This is a genomic window from Pseudomonas rhodesiae (assembly GCF_007858255.1).
GTDB lineage: Bacteria > Pseudomonadota > Gammaproteobacteria > Pseudomonadales > Pseudomonadaceae > Aquipseudomonas > Aquipseudomonas rhodesiae.
The window spans coordinates 20,998-40,103 of record NZ_VFEU01000026.1 but is presented as its reverse complement, the minus strand read 5'-3'; the positions used below and the strand labels follow the sequence as shown (position 1 = coordinate 40,103).

Sequence of the window (19,106 nt, the reverse complement as noted above, 5' to 3'; positions counted from 1 at the left end):
GCTCCCGTTTGCCGCGTGTCAGGCATGGCGCTTGGGTAATTCGACCAGCACTTTTAAACCGCCCAAGGGGCTATCCTGCAACCGCAACACCCCGCCCCACACCTCGGCGATATCGCGCACGATCCCCAGGCCCAAGCCGTGACCGTCGATCTGCTCATCCAGGCGCGCGCCACGGCTGAGCACCTGGTCACGCTGGGCTTCGGGGATGCCGGGGCCGTCGTCTTCCACCGCAAGCCAATAGCTGTGGGGGGTTTCATCAATGCTCAGGCGCACCTCGGCATCCGCCCATTTGCAGGCGTTGTCCAGCAGATTGCCCAGCAACTCCAGCAGGTCTTCGCGATCCCAAGGCAAGTGCAGGCCGGGGGCGGCATGGTAGCTGAGGTCCAGGTGTTCGCCATGGATCATGTTCAAGGTGGCGAGCAGGCCAGGCAGTTCCTGTTCACAGTCGAACAAGGCGCCGGGCAGGGTTTCGCCGGCCAGACGGGCGCGGTTCAGTTCACGATTGAGGCGTTGCTGCACTTGCTCCAATTGCTCGCGCAACAAGGCGCTCAGCTTGGGATGGTCTTTGAGCGCCTCGCTGGATGCCGCGCTCAGCAATACCGCCAATGGGGTTTTCAGCGCATGGCCAAGGTTGCCCAGGGCATTGCGGGAACGCTTGAGGCTGTCTTCGGTGTGGGCCAGCAGGTGGTTGATCTGCGCCACCAGCGGTTCCAGCTCCAACGGCACCTGAGTGTCGAGCTGCGAGCGTTGGCCTTGCTGCAATTGGGCGATCTGGTTGCGCGCGGTTTCCAGCGGGCGCAAGGCGCGGCGCACAGTCACCCGTTGTAGCACCAGCACCAGCAGCAACGCCGCCAAGCCCAGCACCAGACCGATCTGACGCATCAGGCGAAAGCTTTCGCGCACTGGCGTGTAATCCTGGGCCACGCTGATGGAAATCGACTGACCAAAGCGCTTGTAGTCCGAACGTAGCACCAACAGTTGCTGGCCTTCAGGCCCCAGCTGCAGGTTACCCTTCAGACCGGCCTCGGGCAGGCGCGGCAGTTCCTGATCCCATAGCGAGCGAGAGCGCCAGTGGGTGTCGGCAAAATCGATACGAAAGTAATGTCCCGAAAACGGCCGCTGGTAAGCCGGTGACAGACGATGCTCGTCCAGCTGTACGCCGTTGGGCCCGCGCACCAGTGCCACCAGCAGGTTTTCCGTGTCGTTGCGCAGCCCTGCCTCCAGATATCGCTGCAGACCGGCTTCGAACAACCACAGACTGGTCTGCGCCAGCACCACGCCGACGATCACCATCACGCTGATCAGCCCCAGGCTCAGGCGCCGTTGAATCGACCTCATGCGGGGTTGGCGCCAAACCGGTAACCCTGGCCGCGCCGGGTTTCGATCACGCTGCGGCCCAATTTGCGGCGCAGGTGGTTGACGTGCACTTCCAGCACATTGGAATCGCGCTCGGTTTCGCCGTCATACAGATGCTCGGCCAGATGGCTTTTGGACAGGATTTGCTCAGGGTGCAGCATGAAATAGCGCAGCAGACGAAACTCGGCGGCGGTCAGTTGGACCTCTTCGCCATCGCGCAGCACGCACTGGCGCCCCTCGTCGAGGTGCAGGCCGGCGGCTTGCAGGGTGGGTTGGTTAGCCTGGCCGTGGGAACGACGCAGCAACGCCTGGATGCGCAGGTGCAGTTCTTCGGGATGAAAGGGTTTACTCAGGTAGTCATCGGCACCGGCCTTGAGCCCTTCGATACGCTCGGCCCAGGAATCGCGGGCAGTAAGGACCAGCACCGGGGTGGCCAGCGCCGCCGCGCGCCATTGCGCCAGCACCTCAAGCCCCGGCAGACCGGGCAGGCCGAGGTCGAGGATGATCAGGTCGTAGGGTTCGGTGCGGCCCTGGTATGCGGCGTCGCGCCCATCGGCCAGCCAGTCGACGGCATAGCCTTGGCGCTGCAGGCCGGCCAGCAGTTCATCGGCCAGGGGTACGTTGTCTTCCACCAGAAGCAGGCGCATCAGTCTTCCTCGTCTTTGATCAGCACGCCGCTGGTGGCGTCCAGCTTGATTTCGCGCACCACGCCGTCGGTGGTCACCAGTTCCACTTCATAGGCATATTGCCCGTGTTTTTTTTCAAGCTCGGCTTCCAGCAGGCGCGAGCCGGGATGGCGCGCCATGGCCTGTTGCAACAGCTGTTCCAGCGGCAGGATCACGCCCTGCTGCCGCAGCGCCAGGGCTTCATCTTGATTGAGGTCGCGCGCCGCCAGGCTGGAGCAGAACACCATGAGCACCAGCGGCCATCGGCTGCTGGCGCGTAAATTTACCTTCATTACGTATCCTGATGATTCTTGAGAACCTGCCCGGTGAGCGCGTCCAATTCAACATCCCATTCAATGCCGTCGAGGTCTCGCAGTTCGACTTCATAGATGTACTTGCCATAGGCCTCGTCCAGGTCGGTGTCGAGTAAGGTCGAACCGGGGTGCAGGGCCAGGGCGGTGGCTTCCAATTGATCGAAGGCGACAATTGTAACAGTGGCAGGCACGGTCAGTGGTTTGTCGGGGTCCACGGCTCCGGCCTGGGTCGCCGTGGAAGCGATGATACCGGCGGCGACCAGAGCTGTGAGGCGCTTCATGATAAGTCTCCGTTACACAATGTTTTCCTACGCCGGACACGGTAACGACTGCAACTTAACTGAAACTGAATTGCCACCATGGCAATTCCAAGCCGACGCGACAAACGACGGTGTTTATTCCGGATTCACGCGGTATGGTTAACGTTTTTCGCGAGCATGTGTGCTCCTACACCCCGCTTCAACAGAGATCGGTATGACAGCCATCCACATCAAATTCCCCGCGCTGACCCTCAAGGCCGGCACGCGCGCGTTGGCACGTATTCGTGAGCAGGGCCTAAAGCCGGCGGATGTCGGCATCCTTCCCGGCGCGGCCGGTGGGCCTAAGGCCCTGGGCATCCAGGGCCTGGACCTGGCGCTGTTCGGCGACTGGCTGCCGCGTGCGCCACGGCAGCGCGCGCTGATCGGCGCGTCCATCGGCTCCTGGCGCTTTGCCAGCGCGTGCCTGCCCGACCCGGTGCAGGGCCTGCTGGACCTCGGTCGCCTGTACAACGCGCAACGTTTCGCCAAAGGCGTGACCATGGCCCAAGTCAGCCAAAGCTGCGTGCGCATGCTCGACGACCTGCTGGCCGGCCGCGATGCGCGGGTGCTGGACAACCCCGACTATCGACTCAACATCATGGTGGTCAAAAGCCACGGCCTGCTCGCCGATGACCATCGCGGACGCCTGGGCCTGGGCCTGTCGTCGGTGATTGCCGACAACCTGCGCGGTCGCGCACGTCTGTCGCGGCACTTCGAACGCCTGATCGTCCACGACCCGCGCCAGCCGCCGCCGGTGCATCCGCTCAAGGACTTCCCATCGCGCTTCCTCGAACTGGAAGTGGGCAACCTGCGCCAGGCGCTGCTGGCGTCGGGCTCGATCCCCATGGTGATGCAAGGCGTACGCGACCTGCCCGGCGCGGGCCAAGGCACCTACCGCGACGGCGGCCTGCTGGACTACCACCTCGACCTGCCCTACCACGGCGACGACATCGTGCTGTACCCGCACTTCACCGACCGGGTCATCCCCGGCTGGTTCGACAAGGGCCTGCCGTGGCGGCGCAGCAACCCTCAGGGCTTACAGGATGTGTTACTGCTCGCGCCCTCAAGGGACTACCTGGCGCGCCTGCCCCACGGCAAACTGCCGGACCGCAGCGACTTCAAACGCTTTATGGGCGACGACCCGAGCCGCCATAAGTACTGGCAAACTGCGATGAGCGAGAGCCGGCGGCTGGGGGATGAGTTTCTGCAACTGGCCGACAACGCCGGCCTGGGCGAACGCTTGCAGGCGCTGTGACCCAGCGGTATGCGCGGCGAGGGAGCAAGCTGTTAAACTCGCCGCCTGCCAGATACTGACCGAGCTTAAAACACTGTGGAAATCTTCAAAGAATTTACCTTCGAGTCCGCCCACCGCCTGCCGCATGTGCCGGACGGCCATAAATGCGGGCGCCTGCATGGGCATTCGTTCAAGGTGGCGATCCACCTGAGTGGCGACCTGGATCCCCATACAGGTTGGATTCGCGACTTTTCGGAGATCAAGGCGATTTTCAAGCCGCTCTACGAACGTCTGGACCACAACTACCTCAACGACATTCCCGGCCTGGAAAACCCCACCAGCGAAGTGCTGGCCAAGTGGATCTGGAATGAACTCAAACCGTTGCTGCCTGAGCTGAGCGCGATTCGTATCCACGAAACCTGCACCAGCGGCTGCATCTATCGCGGCGAATAAACCGGCGCGGTAAAAAAACCACCCTTGCGGTGGTTTTTTTGTGCCTGGCGTTGCACCCTTTCAGCCAGCCCTTTTGCCTGCAATCAAGGAGAATGCAATGGAGAACACGTGGCTTGCCCAGGCCAAGCGCCTGCAAGCGTTGGCGTCCACGGGGCTGCATTTTTGCACCGATGATTTCGAGCGCGAACGCCTGGAGGAAATCGCCCGGATCGCCCACAGCATGCTTGCGCAGCTGGGCGATGTGCCCTTGGAGCGCATCACCGGGCTGGTGCCGGATTTCGCCCAGCGCTATTCGACACCGATGATTGATGTGCGCGGCGCCGTCATCGAGGTGGATCGGATTTTACTGGTGCGCGAAGCCACCGACGGTTGCTGGGCGCTACCGGGGGGTTATGCCGATATTGGCCTGTCGGCGTCGGAAAACATCATCAAGGAGATTTATGAAGAGGCCGGGCTGACGGTAACGGCGCGGGCGCTGTACAGCGTGACGCACAAAGCCAAAGGCTTGTATCGGCCGGATGTGCGGGACTTCTACAAATTGTATTTCCTGTGTGAGCCCATCGATCAGTCAGCGCCAGTGGCCGGTGTCGAAACCACTGAGGTGGGCTTTTTCAGCCTGGACGACCTGCCGCCGTTGTCCCGTGGGCGCACCATCGAAAGCGATCTGCAGGCGGCGTTTGCGTTTCATCGCGGCGAGACCACACAGACCTTGTTCGACTGATCCATTTTGTATCACCCCTGCACCGCTTTCGTGCCCTACTGGGCATTGCGAACAGTGCTTTGAGCGTAGCCCTCCTGTTTGGCGCGCAAAATTGTGCACGCTGCACAACCGGCGCCGTGCGTCCACCACTGCTGTCGGTTTGGCACGCGTGGTGCAATGGGCCTGCGTCACTCATTCAGGGAGCAAGGCACATGACGCAGCAAGAATCCGGCAATGACTACCCCTTGAGCGAAGTCCCGATGCATGCACGTAAAGGCCTGGCGTCCACCGCCATGGTGCTGCTGGGCTTCACTTTTTTTACCGCGACCATGTTTGCCGGCGGCAAATTGGGGGTGGCGTTCAGTTTCACCGAGATGCTCGGTGTCGTGGCCCTCGGTAACCTGCTATTGGGTATTTACGCCGCAGGCCTGGGCTATATCGCCTTCAAGAGCGGTTTGAACTCGGTGTTGATGGGGCGTTTCTGCTTTGGCGAGGTGGGTAGCAAGCTCAGCGACCTGATCCTCGGTTTTACCCAGATCGGCTGGTACGCCTGGGGCACCGCCACCGCCGCCGTGGTGCTCGGCAAGTATTTCGAACTGAGCCAGGGCAGCGTGCTGGTGATGATGGTGCTGTTCGGCCTGGTGTTCTGCGCCACCGCCTACGTGGGCTATCGCGGGCTGGAGATTCTGTCGTACATCGCGGTGCCGGCCATGGGCATCCTGCTGGTGTTGTCGATGTGGGTGGCTACGGTGAAAGTCGGCGGACTGCAAGGGTTGCTGGCGGTGGTGCCAACCGGTCAACTGGACCTGTCCACGGCCATTACTCTGGTGTTCGGCACCTTTGTCAGCGGCGCGACCCAGGCTACCAATTGGACGCGGTTTTCCCGCTCGGCCAAGGTGGCGGTGCTGGCCAGCCTGATTGGTTTCTTTGTCGGCAATGGGCTGATGGTGCTGATCGGGGCTTATGGCGCCATCGTCTATCAGCAGCCGGATGTGGTGGAAGTGTTGCTGTTGCAAGGTTTTGCCATGGCCGCGATGGCGATGCTGCTGCTCAATATCTGGAGCACCCAGGACAACACCATCTATAACTTCGCGGTGGCCGGCTGCAATTTGCTGCGCACCAAACGCCGCAAGACCGTGACCCTCGCCGGCGCGGTGATCGGCACGTTGCTGGCGCTGCTGGGCATGTACGACATGCTGGTGCCGTACCTGATCCTGCTAGGCACGGTGATCCCGCCGATCGGAGGGGTGATCATGGCGGACTTCTTCTACCGCTACCGTGGTCAATACCCACGCCTGGCGCAAACACGCTTGCCCGCGTTCAACTGGCCGGGGCTCCTGGCCTACGCGGTGGGCACTGTGCTGGCCTTCAACTCGCCGTGGGTAGCGCCGCTGGTAGGGATTGTCGCGGCGTCGCTGACCTACATCATATTGAGCGCCCTCCTGCGGGTACGTGCGCCATTGGCTGACGTCCAGGCATGAGCCTGACCGTCGCCGATGTGCTGGCACTGCCGGGCTTGGAATCCCTGACCCTGCGTGCCGGCCAGACGGGCCTGGATAACCCCGTGCGCTGGCCCTATGTGGCGGAAAACAGCGGGATCGCCGAATGGGTGCTGGGCGGTGAGCTGGTGTTTGTCACTGGTATCAACCATCCCCGCGATGAGGCCAACCTGCTGCAACTGCTGGAGGAGGCCTGTCAACGCCAGGTCGCCGGGCTGGTGGTGCTCACCGGGCCGACGTATATCCAGGCCATCCCCCCGCGCGTGCTGGAAGCCGCCGCGGCTGCCGGTATGCCGCTGATCGAGCAGCCCTATTCGCTGAAGATGGTGCTGGTGACCCAAGCCATTGGCTCGGCGCTGATCCAGTCCGAGCAATTGGGACGCTCGCGGCACGATGTGCTGGAGCGCTTGCTGGCCGGTGATTATCAGTCCCTGGACATCTTGCTGCACCGCGCCGCGCAATTGGGCATGCCGCTGACGGGGCACTGGCAGGTCGTGCAGTTGCAGTTGGAGGGCAGTGAAGCGCTGTTTGCCCAGGGTGATGCAGCGCAGGTGGAGGCGCACCTAACGGGGCGACACGACGCGATCGGTCGGCGTTTGCGCCAGTGGTCGCCGACCGTACCGATCCTGGGCCGCGCCGGGCAATGGACCCTGCTGCTGCCGGCGCCGGACGCTGTGGCCGCCTTGGCCAACCGCAATCAACTGGCGCAGTGGTTGAGCCCATTGAACCTGCGCCTGGCCCCGCTCAAATTGTTTATCGGCCTGAGCGCCGCCGCGCACCCGGCGGCCCGCCTGGCCCAGGCCCAGGATGAAGCGCGTCAGGCCCTGGCCGCCGCGCGACGCTTCCGGGAGCGCGCCGGGCTGTGCGTGTACGACGAACTGGGAGTGCTCAAGTTGCTCAGCGGGGTGCGTGATCGCGCGCTGCTCGACCAATTTCTCAAGGAGCGCCTGGGCCCTTTGCTGCGTCACGACTTGCAGCACGGCCCCAGCTTGATGCCGACCTTGGAAGCTTGGTTTCACGAGAATGGTAATCTGATGGCCGCCGCCCAGCGCCTGGCCGTACATCGCAACACCCTGACACACCGAATCCAGCGCATCGAAGCCCTGTGCGGGTTGACGCTGGACAACGCCTATGACCGCCTGGACATCGGTATCGCCCTGATGATCTGGCGGCTGTCTGCCTGATTGTTTTTAGCCAAGAGGAACTTGCCCATGCACATCATCAACGCCCGCCTGCGCCACCGTGAAGGCCTGCATGATCTGCACCTGGAAAACGGCCGGATCGCCAGCATCACCGCACAAACCAACGTGCCATCCCTGGGGGCCGATGATCTGGACGCTGCCGGCAACCTGGTGATCCCGCCCTTTGTCGAGCCGCACATCCACCTCGATGCCACCCTCACCGCCGGCGAGCCACGCTGGAACATGAGCGGCACCCTGTTCGAAGGCATCGAATGCTGGGGCGAACGCAAAGCCACGATCACCCAGGAAGACACCCGCACCCGCGCCAACCAAACCATCCAAGCCCTGGCCGCCCACGGCATCCAGCATGTACGCACCCACGTTGATGTCACCGACCCGCAGCTCACGGCGCTCAAGGCCATGTTGCAGGTGCGCGAGGAAAGCGCACACCTGATCGATCTGCAGATCGTTGCGTTTCCCCAGGAGGGCATCGAGTCCTACGCCAACGGCCGCGAATTGATGGAGGAAGCCATCCGTCTGGGTGCCGATGTGGTCGGCGGCATTCCGCACTTTGAATACACCCGCGACCAGGGCGTGAGTTCGGTGAAGTTCCTGATGGATCTGGCCGAACGCACCGGCTGCCTGGTGGACGTGCACTGCGACGAAACCGATGACCCGCACTCACGTTTTCTCGAAGTGCTTGCCGAAGAAGCCCGCAGCCGCGACATGGGCGCCCGCGTCACCGCCAGCCACACCACCGCCATGGGCTCCTACGACAATGCCTACTGCGCCAAACTCTTTCGCCTGCTGGGGCATTCGGGCATCAGCTTCGTTTCCTGCCCCACCGAGAGCATCCATCTACAAGGGCGCTTCGATAGCTTTCCGAAACGCCGGGGAGTGACCCGAGTGAACGAGTTACTGGAGGCCGGCATGAACGTGTGCTTTGGCCAGGACTCCATCGTCGACCCCTGGTACCCCCTGGGCAACGGCAACATCCTGCGCGTGCTGGAAGCCGGTCTGCATATCTGCCACATGCTCGGCTACCGCAACCTGCAAAGTGCTCTGGACCTGGTCACTGACAACAGCGCCAAAGCGATGGCCCTGGGCGAGCGCTACGGCTTGGAACCCGGGCGCCCCGCCAACTTGTTGATCCTTTCGGCAGACAGCGACTACGAGGTAATCCGCAGCCAGGGCCTGCCGCTCTACTCGATCCGCAACGGCAAGGTATTGATGAAGCGCCAGCCGGCCCAGGTCGCGTTCATGTAAGCCGGCGCTTCAGACAATCGAGTCGATATCCAGTGGCTGTGCCCTGCCCCGCTCGCTGGGCGCCGCCGCAGGGATGCTGGCCACTGGCGGCGACTCGCGGTTTTCACGATGGCTGAACCAACGGTTTAGGCAGCCTTGCAGGTGCACGGACTGCGCATGGCTGCCGTACACATCGCGTGCCTCCAGGCGACGCCAGCGCAGGCTCTCCAGGCGTCGACGGCTAGTATGCAAGCGGTCGATCTCGGCGTTGAGGGCCTGATGATAGTGCTCGGGGACATGGCTGCGCCCATTCGGCACAGGCCTGCGGTCCAGCTCACGCCGCTTGTCGCGCAATTGCTGACGCATGGTTTCCAGCGCCCGATCCACCAGCTCGTACTCGCGCTGTGTCACCAGCGAACCCTGAATGTCCAAGGCCTGTTGCCAACGCCGTAATGTGGCCCAGGCGGCCGGGATATAGCTGGCGGTCATGAAGTGCTGACTCGCTTGGAACAGTTGCCTCAAGAAATTCTCACGCAGGGGCGTGTCGCCATGCAGTTTCAATGCACGGTTGACCCCGGCCTCCTGAATGGACTCACAACCGGGCTTCCACAGCACCGAGGACGGGGTGCCGTCGGGCAGTGTGATCGGCATGAAATGCTGTTGTTCGCCATGGTGCTGGTAAGGATTGCCACCGAAGCGTACCAGACCGGCCGCGAACAACAGCCCGCCCGGCGTGGGCGCGCTGAACAAGGTGACCGCACCGGGAACCCACAGTTTGGCGGTAGTGTTCATCCACGGCGCCGGAACGCTGGGGACCGGATCGTTATGGTTGACGATACGGTGATGGACCAGAGCGGATGCACCGGCGACGAATTCGGAATCGGCGGCGCGGGGAGCGCCGTAGGTGTAGAGGAGGATGTTGTAGTCGCGATCAGGAATACGGCGTAAACCCTCTGCCAACAGCAATGCAATAGCACCGCCCAGGCTGTGGCCGCAAATGACCACTCGCTGCCCTATATGAAACTGACTGAGATAGCTCAGCACAAAATCGCGCATCGCACGGTAAGCCTGATAAAAACCTTCATGTGCCTTGCCGATACCATCCGCGAAAGGCACTTGGTGGGCGTTTGCGTCCCTCACTGCATCGGCGCTGCTGAACGTCCCTCGCACGGAAATCAAGATCACCTCGTCGTGATGAGTAATGAACGCTTGAGTATCGGTACCGAATTTTTCGTCATCAAAAAAGTGCAAACTCGCGGGGTGCTCCTGTTCTTTACCGAGTTCGGGACGATTTTGTGGATACAACTGCGGATCGAAAGGAAGGATTTCAAACCGTCGCGAATAAGGCACCTCTTCATAAAGCGGGTAAAAACGCTGTACCTGTTCTGGATCAATTTTCCAGGCTTCCACGCAGCAGGAAAGCTGTTCGGCAAATAGATTGCCGACACTTGGACTCAGTGGAAAATGGACTTGATCCGTGGGTTTTACAGGAGGTTCCTGACCAAAATCGCAATAACTCAAAGCCGCGATCAACGACAGCTGATACAGATTCAATGCACTAAAGCTGTCTTCACTTGAGAGAGCTGGGCGTAAAGCGCGCAGCGGTCGCACTTCCAGCACCGTGTGATTGTTGGGAAACAGCACGACTCCCGCCAATGTCGGCTCAGGTGCGCCGAATCCCAGCTCAGCCAGCATTTTCAGAGCATGGCGTTGCGGTTGATGAGTACGAGGGGCTATCGGGGGTAAATGAGCAACGTGGCGGACTAAATCGCGTACCTCAACTTGATAAAACTTAGTCGCCAGCTGTCGAGCAGGGTTATTTTCAGTACAGCTGCCATCAGGCGTGGCGAATCGAGTATGTTCCGCCCGAAACTGAAGTTCGGTAATAGGCAACGGATAACTGCTTCGCGCTGTTAACCGCCGATACAGCTGATCAACGCCGGTATAGAGAGTGTCGAAAAGAAGTACCACGGGGCCGCAATACATATCTTCCAGTTTGGCGAATCCGTCGACATCGAGTCTGCCTTCGTATCTTTGCCCTGCGCTGTCGTGCAATGTGTAGGGCAATCCGCCATAGCCGCGTCCTACTCCGAGCTCATCGACCAAACGAAAGCTCACCCAGTCACCTCGCAACGGGCAGGCAGGTCTGCTGTTATTAAAAAATGGTTGCTTCCGTGCATCCAGACTCATGACCAGCTCCTTGGTTAATTGCAAGATGGATACACATCACACGTGCGGCCATCCGGCATCTTGATAGGTTTGAAGTGAGTGGAATCACCATTGCAGAAAGCATAACGATCTTCGAAGTTAACCCCTCTGCACCGCTTCCAACCGCCAGGTACAGCGACCCAGTTGTCGCCAATCGCTGGCAGCTCCTTATCAGTAAGCGTCATTCCCAGCCTCAGTGTTCTTCCCGCTAAATGATCTCGTTGAACCATGCCTCCAGGTCGCGTCTGCAGCAGTTGATGATTCGCATCCAACTCGTTGCATTTAAGAATTTTTATAATTGCGTGCTGTGAACCTGCCGTCCGAAATAACCAGTGACATTCCCCTCGCAGTTCCTGAATACCCGAGCCAGGCATACCCGGGACGTTTCCCTCCAACCAATCTCGTACACCAATGACGCCACTGTCCATTCCGATATCCGTACTCCTCGTTCCCCACTTTGCGGTAAAACCCAACTCCACACTACGCAACACCAACGGACACCCTTCCACCTTTTCACCCAACGGCAGCTCATAGCTCACCCGGCTGGCCACCGGCTTGTAGTCGGTAAAAAAAACCTTCCGCTCGGGCCGTTTACCTCGACGCCTGGGTAGAGTGCAGGTTTCGCCCGTCGCGGGTCCGTAGTTGGCGGCGGTTTTAAGTTCAAAGTCCGCCGGCAAATCCACTTCCAGCGTGAAGCTGTTCAGCGGTTTCATCGTGCAGCCCACGAGCCCGCTCATACTCAGCGCCAACAGTGCGCACCATCTTCGTTTACTCATCGGCTTTCCCCACTGAACGCCATTGCTTCACCACCCGTTGAAAGTGGTCTTCAGGTAATTCTCCGGTCATGGGCGGCCAGTGCACCTTGCTGGCGCGAGTGGCTTCTTCCAAGCGCCGTACCACCAGGAACTCCAGCTGTTGCGGCCGGTTCCATTGCCAAGCGCGCGCTTGTTCCAGCACCTGTGAAAGCCAGACTCGCGGGTCTTGGAATTGGAACAGTGCCGCCAGGTCCTCGCTGTGTTCGGCGAGCAGGTAACGCAGGATATTGGCGTGCAGGATGGCGTCGGCTTGCGGGTTGGGCGTGCTCAGCCACGGCGCAGGATCGGGTACTGGGTACTCGCCGGGCGCTGGGTTGTCAGCGCTATGCCAGCGCTGCTCATGCCAATAGCACACGCTGATCAGTGGACCGAGGTATGGCGGCCACTGCTCCGGCGCCAAATGGTCGAGGGCCCGTGCAAGGGTGCGGTTGTCATAAAAGCGGTACAGCGCCTGATCCCCCTGCGGCCCGATGAGCAACCGATCGCGCCAGTGCTGTGTCAGGTCAGTCAGGTCCGCGCTTGCCATACTGCCGAGCCAGCCCCAGTTCATCTGTGGCGTTTGCAGAAGGCTGAGCAGCGCGGGCTCGCCGACGCGATCCAGCAGCAGGACCACAGGCCCTGTCGCGGCCAATTCCGCCAGGGAGGTCTGGGCGTAGAGGCTGCGGTACTGCGACACGCTGCGCACCGCCAACAGCGACTGGCACGCTTGGCTTGCACCCTCCAGCATCAGGCACAATCGCCGCCCTGCCTGCTGTTGGCGAGCCATCCAATGGTGAGCCAGGTTATCCATCACGCCGCCCTCCCGTTGAGACCGCACACACCTTCGCCACAGCCTGTGCACACCGGGCAAAAGTCCGCGCCCAACTGTTTGGCCAGGCTCATGATCATGCCCTGAATGGGGGACATCTTCGCACCGTCAACCTGGGCGGGCGCTGCTGCAATATCCTCGCCCGGTGCCAATGGCGCGGCCGATCGCGTGATAGCAGGGCTGCCGCCCAGCACAATGGGACGACTGCTGAAAATGCCGCCGGCCTGGATCACCAAGTGTTCCCCTCCAGCCTTGAGACTCAACTGAGCCCCCGCATCGATGACCAGGCTGGCCCCCGCCTTGAGATGGAGTTCTTGCCCCGCTTCAATGACCAGGTTTCGGCCAACGTGGACGTGGCGGCTGCCGTGCACACGCAGGTGGTCATTGGCCTGCAACACAACCTTACGGTCGCCGGCGATGTGCTGGTGCGCTTCATGTTCCAGGCGAGTCGAACTCAAGCCGCGAATGGTTTCATGCCGCTCGCCCGCCACCTCCAGGCGGCTGTCATGGCCGACCCGTTGCTCAAGATCCCGCTGGGCCCGCAGGTAAATGAGTTCATCGCCGCGCCGATCCTCCACGAACACTTCATTGAAGCCGCCGCCGCCCGGGGAACTGCGGCTGCGCAGGACGCTGCGGGTCTTGTGCTGCGGCAAGGGGTAGGTCGGCATGTGCAGCGCATTGGGCACACAGCCGGTGATCAATGGCTGGTCCGGGTCGCCCTCCAGAAAGGTCACCACCACCTCCATGCCCACCCGTGGGACCATCGTGGCGCCGAACCCATCGCCCGCCCAACCCGATGCCACCCGCACCCAACCGCTGCTTTTATCATCGCTCTTATCCAGACGGTCCCAGTGAAAGCGCACTTTGATCCGGCCATAGGCGTCGCAATGCACGTCCTCCCCCGCCGGCCCGGTCACGGTAGCGGTCTGGCTGCCGTTGATGGTGGGTTTGGGATGCTTGAGCGGAGGTCGATACGTCGAACGCCAGGGGATCGCGGTGAAACGATTGCGGTAACCCTGAAACCGCTCGGCATCAACGCCGGCTTCTTCCAGCACCTGGGGTTGATAGCCTTCATGACGGACCGAGGTGATCAGCCACAGATCGTTGCAGGACGGGTCCGGATGATCCTGCAACTCTAGAAAGTGCCCACTGCGCAGGACCGGCTGATCACTCCTGCCCAAGACACGATGCCGGTCGCTGCGATGGCGCTCCAGGCCGCGACGGGCCAGTTGTGCGCCGCGAACATGGCCGGTAAATCCTGCCGGATAACGGTAGTCCTCAAGCCGGTGCGCGGGCTCGATACTTGCGCTGTCCTGCAGGCGCAGAGAAGGATGTTCAAAGTCGTAGTCGCGCCGCACTGTTTGCCGACTGCGGGTGGACAGGCGCACATCGAACCGCTGGATAACCCGCGTCGGCGCCTCGGGCCCGCCGCTGGCCGAATAATGTTGCGTGGGCAGACGTCGAAACACCGTCTGGTCATCACCGAATACCAGCACATGGGCATGCTCGCTGTGGCGGAAGTGGTAATGAATCCCCTCCTCCTCGCACAGCCGCTGGATGAAATGCAGGTCGGTCTCCGCGTACTGCACACAGAACGTACGCGGCGGATAGATCACCGGGCCCAATTCGAACCGGTAGGCATCGGCCAGGATGCCGTGATGCTCAAGCACCGCGGCGATGATCTGGGGCACGCTGCGTTGCTGGAAAATCCGTTGATCGCAGCGATGGGCCAGACAGGCCAGACGCGGCGCCAAGGTGAGGTGATAGCGGGTCAATCGGCGGCCAGGGTCATCGCGACCGACGGCGTATACCTGACCGTGCAGGCCTTGATCAGCGTCGCCGAAATCCAGGTAGGCGGGCTGGTGCAGCAATGCCTCAAGCTCCAGCGACGGGTTTTCGCTGGTCACTTGCACTTGAATGAAAAACGGTTGATCCAGTACCTCCTGACCGTTGAACGCCAGCACCTGAAAGTCGGTATTTACGCCTGGGAGAATCAATTTAAAACTTGAAGAAACAAACGCGTTAACCATCCGTTGTTACCCGCTTTGGTTATGACCCAACTGAATTTATCAGTGGACTGAAACCCCGCCACTGAACGTCGAGAACCTGGCGAAAGAGTTTGAGCCAGAGCCCTGAAGCTTAGCGATTTCAGGCAAAAATCGACTGTTGGAAAATAAAAAAGAAGTTTCGTACGGAGGTAATGGAAGTGTCTTTTACAAAATAATAAATCGCGACAAAGTACTACTTCCGAAGTGCACGAAAGGGCCTACACCAACTTGCGAAAACAAGTTAATTAATTAAGAAGAAACTGACGTCCACTTATAGACGTCAGCTCAATGAAACCCTCAGACCTGGCGCCGTGCAGCCCCGAACAGACTGACGCTCAGCAGCCGATGGTCGTGGGTTTGCAAGCGTACTGGCGCAGTACCACCCGGCATGACCACTGCGACGTCGCCGGCCTCTACCCAGCCCGCTCGCCATGCCGCACAGGCCACCGCACTGGCGCTGGTTCCAGAGGACGCCGTGGGGCCTTCACCACGTTCAAACACTCGCGCCGCCATACGATTGCCGGGGAGCCTGGCGGCCCACTGCAAGTTAACTCCAGCCATGCACGGCTGACCGCCGCCCATCGGCGGGGCGAAGGCAATGGCCTGTAGGGGAGCGAACAAGGAAGGTTGCTGCATTGGCCCGTTGTCCGGCAGGTCGGCAACGCGATCGACCAAGGTCACGCAATGGGGGTTGCCCACGCGCACGAACTGACTGTGGGTCCAATTCGGATTGATGGCCGCGAGCGCGTCCACCTGGCTCAGTTCAGCGTCACCGAGCAGCACCGGTTCTACCCCTTGCGCGCCAACCGCCGATGGCCCGAACTCGGGTACACCCAGGGTCAGCCAGAACCCTGCAGTGTGGTCATGCACGGCGGGGGCGATGTGCGTGGCCACAGGCGAGTGCCCGTCGGGCTGGTCATGGTGCACGCGCAACTCACATGTGTCGGTCATCAAGCCCTGATCCGTGAGTGCCTGGGCAAAAATCGTCAACCCATTGCCGCTTCGCTCAGCCAGGGAACCGTCGGTGTTAACGATCAACAGGTCAAATGGCGGCTCGTTCTGAAACGGGCCGACCAGCAAGCCATCGCATCGATGGGCCTTGGCATTCGCTGGACGCGGCAGCGAGCCCCAACCGCATTCGGACGCGATGGCCAAAGCGACCCAGGTTTTGCGCGTGCGCGCGGCCTGGACGGGGTCGTCGGGTAGCTGAACGCCCTGACGCCGGAGCGCTGCCGGGCTGACCACGCCATACACATTGCCTCGGGCATCGTAGAACTGAGTCATGCTGTCGCCCGTCTGCGCATTGTCATCGGTTAGTCCATCCGGTTTCCTACATAGGGAGCAGCAGCGTATTACAGAACGACGCATTTGTGCGAAGCGGCCTGGAAGGTGGTAATCCACCACACAAAGCCCGGGGATCATCACTTAGTGCGGGGATTACACACCTTCCAGAACGCCTCCTACGGAAGCGATAACACCTATGTGGCGTTCATCGCCAATTGCGTTCCAGGTTTGTAAAAAGAAAATTCACGCTCAATGCTGCTTGGGGAACCCAGCTCGCTCGCGAGGGCCTGATATGCAAGGATGTCGCGCCGGACATCGTTCGTTGAACGCAAAAACAAGGACTTTTCATGACAGCCATCCCCACCTCAGCGCCCGTGGTTCCCGGGCGACTGGAGCAAATGTCGACCCGCATCGCCTTTTTTATCGCCGGTTTCGGCATTGCCGCCTGGGCACCGCTGGTGCCATACGCCAAGGCTCGCGCGGGACTGAGTGAGGGCACCCTGGGTCTGCTGCTGTTGTGCCTGGGGGTGGGTTCGATCATCGCGATGCCGGCGGCGGGTGCGCTGGCGTCGCGGTTTGGCTGTCGACGTGTACTCACCGCCGGCACAATCATGATCTGCCTGGCCTTGCCGCTGCTGGCCACGGTCAGCTCGATCCCGTTATTGATCGTCGGGTTGTTTTTGTTTGGCGCCGGGCTTGGCACCGTGGATTCCACGGTGAACCTGCAGGCGGTGATCGTCGAACGGGCCAGCGGCAAAACCATGATGTCGGGGTTTCACGGTTTGTTCAGCCTGGGCGGGATTGTCGGCGCGGCAGGCGTTGCCGGTTTGCTGGGGATGGGGCTGACACCGCTGCAGGCGACGCTGGTGGTGATCGTGATCACGCTCGCGGCGCTGCTCAAGGCTGGGCCGCATTTATTGCCTTATGGCAGCGAAAGTTCAGGACCGGCGTTTGCGGTGCCCCATGGTGTAGTGCTGTTTATCGGCTGTCTGTGCTTTATCGTGTTTTTGGCCGAAGGTGCGGTGTTGGACTGGAGCGCGGTGTTCCTGAGCGCCGAACGTGGCCTGGACGAGGCCTACGCCGGCCTGGGCTACGCAGCCTTCGCCCTGACCATGACGGCCGGGCGCCTGACCGGCGACGCCATCGTGCGGCGCTTGGGCGCGAAGAAGGTGATTATTGTGGGTGGCGTGCTGGCCGCCAGCGGTATCTTCCTGGCCACGTTGTCGTCTGCCTGGGAGGTCGCATTGCTCGGCTACGCATTGGTGGGGGCGGGATGCTCGAATATTGTGCCAGTGCTCTACACCGCCGTTGGGCAACAGAAGGTCATGCCCGAACACATTGCCGTGCCGGCCATTACCACGTTGGGGTATGCCGGCATTCTGACCGGGCCTGCTGCAATCGGCTTCATCGCCCATGGCAGCAGCCTGGCCACGGCCTTTCTGGTGATAGGAATATTGCTGGTGGCAGTGGCAGTCAGCGGAAAAATACTGCGGGTGTGAACGACATGAGCTTCCGCATTGGACCGAGAAGCTCATAGGTCGCAAGGAAGCCTTATCGTCCCTTTTCTTCCTTGTCGTTTTCCAACCAACGGTCAATGCTGTAGTTCTTCAACCAGCCATCGTCGTTGTGGCTACCGAAGATGTTGGTGCCATTGGCCTTGGGGCCGTCCAGCGATGCCAGAAGCCCTGGCCGCTCCACCAGGTTCTTGGCCATGTAGACCTGCAGCTCGCTGTATTTCTTCTTGGGAAAACCGGTAGCCGAGTCGCGCACTACCTGGCCCTGTTTGTCTGTTTCGTCGGGGTCCTTGCTCATCTCGATAAGCGTTTCTTTCTTGACGTAGCGGTGTTTTTCAAAAAAGAAACTGTAGTCTTCCGACTGATCCCGCAAGTCATCAAACATCCCCCTAAACGCCTGGACGACCTGTGCGTCGGTCTTCGAATGGAATGGGTCGGCACTCTGAGTATTGGGATTGGTATTGCCAATGGAATGACTGGCGACCTCTTCAAGACTGGCCGAGGTTATCTCGCCACCCTTGGCAACAATCGCGTCGGCCAGCCGCGGACGGTTTAGTATCTCCCGCGCCAGCATGATCGTGCGCTCAAGCACCTTGCTTTCCTTCGGATCCTCTTTCGCAATTGCCTCCAAGGAGCCCAGGGTCAGGCGACCATCCTTCTTGAAATCACCGAGCATTGGAAAAACGTTATTCAGTTGGGTTGCCAGCAGATGGTCGTCCGAGCTGGTATATGGGTTGCCTACCTGCGAACCGCCTGAATAGAAGCCTTGGGCGTCAAAATGCACCTGTCCATTGTTCGGGAATCGCGTATCGAAAAGCTGATTCCCTTGAGGGGGGAGTGACTTGCCCGTCGCTCGCTCAGCGATTCCGAAACGTGCGTGACCATTGCCTGTGTTCAGGTTCAGATGGGGCGATACCTGCCTCAAATTATTCAGCCAATCAGCCATTTTTTATCTCCAGCATAATTAGATTCCGTGGACCGAGACTTATTGGGTCGATCGCTACGCACCTGACTCAACAGGCGAAGAGTGAGTGGTACTCGGAAACTCCTGGTTCCAGCGAGGCAGACCAGTCGAATGCAGTAAAATTTGAGTGTTTGTAACCGCCGAACCAGAAGAATATCGCCATCCTGTTAGCTCAGCCGAGCCTGCGGCGCCACCAAGCGGCCAGGCCCTCGAACAGCCCCGGGAGTTTGATTGACTTGGTGCCATCATTCGAAGCCTGCCCGGCCGCGAGCATGCCGCGGGAGAAATCATCGGCAACCGGCGCCTGAAACTTTCGCTGGCCGGCGAAGGCTTTCATGCGTCGTGCTTCGGCGGCATACAGGGCCGGTGACATCTGCAAGTCCGGCGAAGCCAAGGCGCCTGCTGACCGAGCAGGATCGCCATCGTGGAGGCTGCGAAACGGTTCGTGACAACCGTGATGAGGTGATTGAAACGAGGACGAGGTCGAAGTCATTGTGTTTGCCCTGGCTCGGAGCCCGA

Annotated in this window: 18 protein-coding genes; 7 read left to right on the top strand and 11 right to left on the bottom strand. The window is 60.7% G+C overall.

Going from position 1 to position 19,106, the window contains the following annotated elements; genetic code table 11:
* Positions 1 to 18 precede the first annotated feature (18 nt).
* The 4 genes from FIV35_RS24545 to FIV35_RS24530 are packed head-to-tail and all read right to left on the bottom strand — an operon-like array spanning position 19 to position 2,616.
* Positions 19 to 1,338 (bottom strand): sensor histidine kinase, encoded by a 1,320-nt coding sequence (locus FIV35_RS24545; RefSeq protein ID WP_034096848.1) that lies wholly within the window; start codon positions 1,336 to 1,338, stop codon positions 19 to 21.
* Positions 1,335 to 2,003 (bottom strand): response regulator transcription factor, encoded by a 669-nt coding sequence (locus FIV35_RS24540; protein WP_034096847.1) that lies wholly within the window; start codon positions 2,001 to 2,003, stop codon positions 1,335 to 1,337. The genes FIV35_RS24545 and FIV35_RS24540 overlap by 4 nt, the downstream gene beginning before the upstream one ends.
* Entirely contained in the window at positions 2,003 to 2,314 is a 312-nt protein-coding gene (locus FIV35_RS24535; RefSeq protein WP_034096846.1) for a PepSY domain-containing protein, read from the bottom strand. The genes FIV35_RS24540 and FIV35_RS24535 overlap by 1 nt, the downstream gene beginning before the upstream one ends.
* Positions 2,314 to 2,616 carry a PepSY domain-containing protein gene (locus FIV35_RS24530; protein WP_034137715.1) on the bottom strand — a complete coding sequence of 101 codons (303 nt, stop codon included), beginning with the start codon at positions 2,614 to 2,616 and terminating at the stop codon, positions 2,314 to 2,316. Before FIV35_RS24530 ends, FIV35_RS24535 begins: the two co-directional genes overlap by 1 nt.
* Positions 2,617 to 2,809: 193 nt before the next feature.
* On the opposite strand from FIV35_RS24530, the gene FIV35_RS24525 reads away from it, so the two are divergent.
* The 6 genes from FIV35_RS24525 to codA all read left to right on the top strand — a co-directional run bounded on the left by FIV35_RS24525 (position 2,810) and on the right by codA (position 8,967).
* Positions 2,810 to 3,889 carry a patatin-like phospholipase domain-containing protein gene (locus tag FIV35_RS24525; protein WP_034137714.1) on the top strand — a complete coding sequence of 360 codons (1,080 nt, stop codon included), beginning with the start codon at positions 2,810 to 2,812 and terminating at the stop codon, positions 3,887 to 3,889.
* A gap of 75 nt (positions 3,890 to 3,964) precedes the next feature.
* Positions 3,965 to 4,321, top strand: a complete 357-nt coding sequence (gene queD / locus FIV35_RS24520) for a 6-carboxytetrahydropterin synthase QueD (protein ID WP_003173033.1) — start codon at positions 3,965 to 3,967, stop codon at positions 4,319 to 4,321.
* A 97-nt stretch (positions 4,322 to 4,418) separates the two neighbouring features.
* A complete protein-coding gene (locus FIV35_RS24515; protein WP_034137713.1) occupies positions 4,419 to 5,042 on the top strand; it encodes an NUDIX hydrolase in 624 nt (207 codons plus the stop codon).
* 191 nt (positions 5,043 to 5,233) lie between these two features.
* On the top strand, positions 5,234 to 6,502 hold the full coding sequence (gene codB / locus FIV35_RS24510) for a cytosine permease (protein ID WP_034137712.1): 1,269 nt from the start codon (positions 5,234 to 5,236) through the stop codon (positions 6,500 to 6,502).
* The gene (locus FIV35_RS24505) at positions 6,499 to 7,704 is read left to right on the top strand and encodes a PucR family transcriptional regulator (RefSeq protein WP_034137711.1); all 1,206 of its coding nucleotides are present in this window, start codon (positions 6,499 to 6,501) and stop codon (positions 7,702 to 7,704) included. The genes codB and FIV35_RS24505 overlap by 4 nt, the downstream gene beginning before the upstream one ends.
* 27 nt (positions 7,705 to 7,731) lie before the next feature.
* Positions 7,732 to 8,967, top strand: a complete 1,236-nt coding sequence (gene codA, locus FIV35_RS24500; protein WP_034137710.1) for a cytosine deaminase — start codon at positions 7,732 to 7,734, stop codon at positions 8,965 to 8,967.
* A gap of 9 nt (positions 8,968 to 8,976) precedes the next feature.
* Here codA and FIV35_RS24495 read toward each other — a convergent pair whose 3' ends face one another.
* The 5 genes from FIV35_RS24495 to FIV35_RS24475 all read right to left on the bottom strand — a co-directional run bounded on the left by FIV35_RS24495 (position 8,977) and on the right by FIV35_RS24475 (position 16,109).
* The gene (locus FIV35_RS24495) at positions 8,977 to 11,136 is read right to left on the bottom strand and encodes a lipase family protein (RefSeq protein ID WP_083377887.1); all 2,160 of its coding nucleotides are present in this window, start codon (positions 11,134 to 11,136) and stop codon (positions 8,977 to 8,979) included.
* Positions 11,137 to 11,150: 14 nt separating this feature from the next.
* Entirely contained in the window at positions 11,151 to 11,930 is a 780-nt protein-coding gene (locus tag FIV35_RS24490; RefSeq protein ID WP_034137708.1) for a hypothetical protein, read from the bottom strand.
* Positions 11,923 to 12,759, bottom strand: coding sequence for a DUF4123 domain-containing protein (locus FIV35_RS24485; RefSeq protein ID WP_034137707.1), 837 nt, complete (start codon positions 12,757 to 12,759; stop codon positions 11,923 to 11,925). Before FIV35_RS24485 ends, FIV35_RS24490 begins: the two co-directional genes overlap by 8 nt.
* On the bottom strand, positions 12,759 to 14,807 hold the full coding sequence (locus tag FIV35_RS24480) for a type VI secretion system Vgr family protein (protein WP_034137706.1): 2,049 nt from the start codon (positions 14,805 to 14,807) through the stop codon (positions 12,759 to 12,761). The genes FIV35_RS24485 and FIV35_RS24480 overlap by 1 nt, the downstream gene beginning before the upstream one ends.
* Before the next feature lie 315 nt (positions 14,808 to 15,122).
* A complete protein-coding gene (locus tag FIV35_RS24475; protein ID WP_034137705.1) occupies positions 15,123 to 16,109 on the bottom strand; it encodes a DeoR family transcriptional regulator in 987 nt (328 codons plus the stop codon).
* A 347-nt stretch (positions 16,110 to 16,456) separates the two neighbouring features.
* On the opposite strand from FIV35_RS24475, the gene FIV35_RS24470 reads away from it, so the two are divergent.
* The gene (locus FIV35_RS24470) at positions 16,457 to 17,608 is read left to right on the top strand and encodes an MFS transporter (RefSeq protein ID WP_034137704.1); all 1,152 of its coding nucleotides are present in this window, start codon (positions 16,457 to 16,459) and stop codon (positions 17,606 to 17,608) included.
* Between the two features lie 52 nt (positions 17,609 to 17,660).
* On the opposite strand, the gene FIV35_RS24465 is transcribed toward FIV35_RS24470, so the two are convergent.
* Together FIV35_RS24465 and FIV35_RS24460 are read right to left on the bottom strand one after the other, a co-directional pair.
* Entirely contained in the window at positions 17,661 to 18,569 is a 909-nt protein-coding gene (locus tag FIV35_RS24465) for a hypothetical protein (RefSeq protein WP_231980921.1), read from the bottom strand.
* Between the two features lie 190 nt (positions 18,570 to 18,759).
* A complete protein-coding gene (locus FIV35_RS24460; protein WP_231980922.1) occupies positions 18,760 to 18,960 on the bottom strand; it encodes a type III secretion effector protein in 201 nt (66 codons plus the stop codon).
* Between the last annotated feature and the right edge of the window lie 146 nt (positions 18,961 to 19,106).

Coding starts and splice junctions, on each gene's coding strand:
- FIV35_RS24545 (WP_034096848.1), bottom strand. CDS start 1,338: ATGAGGTCGATTCAACGGCGCCTGAGCCTGGGGCTGATCAGCGTGATG.
- FIV35_RS24540 (WP_034096847.1), bottom strand. CDS start 2,003: ATGCGCCTGCTTCTGGTGGAAGACAACGTACCCCTGGCCGATGAACTG.
- FIV35_RS24535 (WP_034096846.1), bottom strand. CDS start 2,314: ATGAAGGTAAATTTACGCGCCAGCAGCCGATGGCCGCTGGTGCTCATG.
- FIV35_RS24530 (WP_034137715.1), bottom strand. CDS start 2,616: ATGAAGCGCCTCACAGCTCTGGTCGCCGCCGGTATCATCGCTTCCACG.
- FIV35_RS24525 (WP_034137714.1), top strand. CDS start 2,810: ATGACAGCCATCCACATCAAATTCCCCGCGCTGACCCTCAAGGCCGGC.
- FIV35_RS24515 (WP_034137713.1), top strand. CDS start 4,419: ATGGAGAACACGTGGCTTGCCCAGGCCAAGCGCCTGCAAGCGTTGGCG.
- codB (WP_034137712.1), top strand. CDS start 5,234: ATGACGCAGCAAGAATCCGGCAATGACTACCCCTTGAGCGAAGTCCCG.
- FIV35_RS24505 (WP_034137711.1), top strand. CDS start 6,499: ATGAGCCTGACCGTCGCCGATGTGCTGGCACTGCCGGGCTTGGAATCC.
- codA (WP_034137710.1), top strand. CDS start 7,732: ATGCACATCATCAACGCCCGCCTGCGCCACCGTGAAGGCCTGCATGAT.
- FIV35_RS24495 (WP_083377887.1), bottom strand. CDS start 11,136: ATGAGTCTGGATGCACGGAAGCAACCATTTTTTAATAACAGCAGACCT.
- FIV35_RS24490 (WP_034137708.1), bottom strand. CDS start 11,930: ATGAGTAAACGAAGATGGTGCGCACTGTTGGCGCTGAGTATGAGCGGG.
- FIV35_RS24485 (WP_034137707.1), bottom strand. CDS start 12,759: ATGGATAACCTGGCTCACCATTGGATGGCTCGCCAACAGCAGGCAGGG.
- FIV35_RS24480 (WP_034137706.1), bottom strand. CDS start 14,807: ATGGTTAACGCGTTTGTTTCTTCAAGTTTTAAATTGATTCTCCCAGGC.
- FIV35_RS24475 (WP_034137705.1), bottom strand. CDS start 16,109: ATGACTCAGTTCTACGATGCCCGAGGCAATGTGTATGGCGTGGTCAGC.
- FIV35_RS24470 (WP_034137704.1), top strand. CDS start 16,457: ATGACAGCCATCCCCACCTCAGCGCCCGTGGTTCCCGGGCGACTGGAG.
- FIV35_RS24465 (WP_231980921.1), bottom strand. CDS start 18,569: ATGGCTGATTGGCTGAATAATTTGAGGCAGGTATCGCCCCATCTGAAC.
- FIV35_RS24460 (WP_231980922.1), bottom strand. CDS start 18,960: ATGTCACCGGCCCTGTATGCCGCCGAAGCACGACGCATGAAAGCCTTC.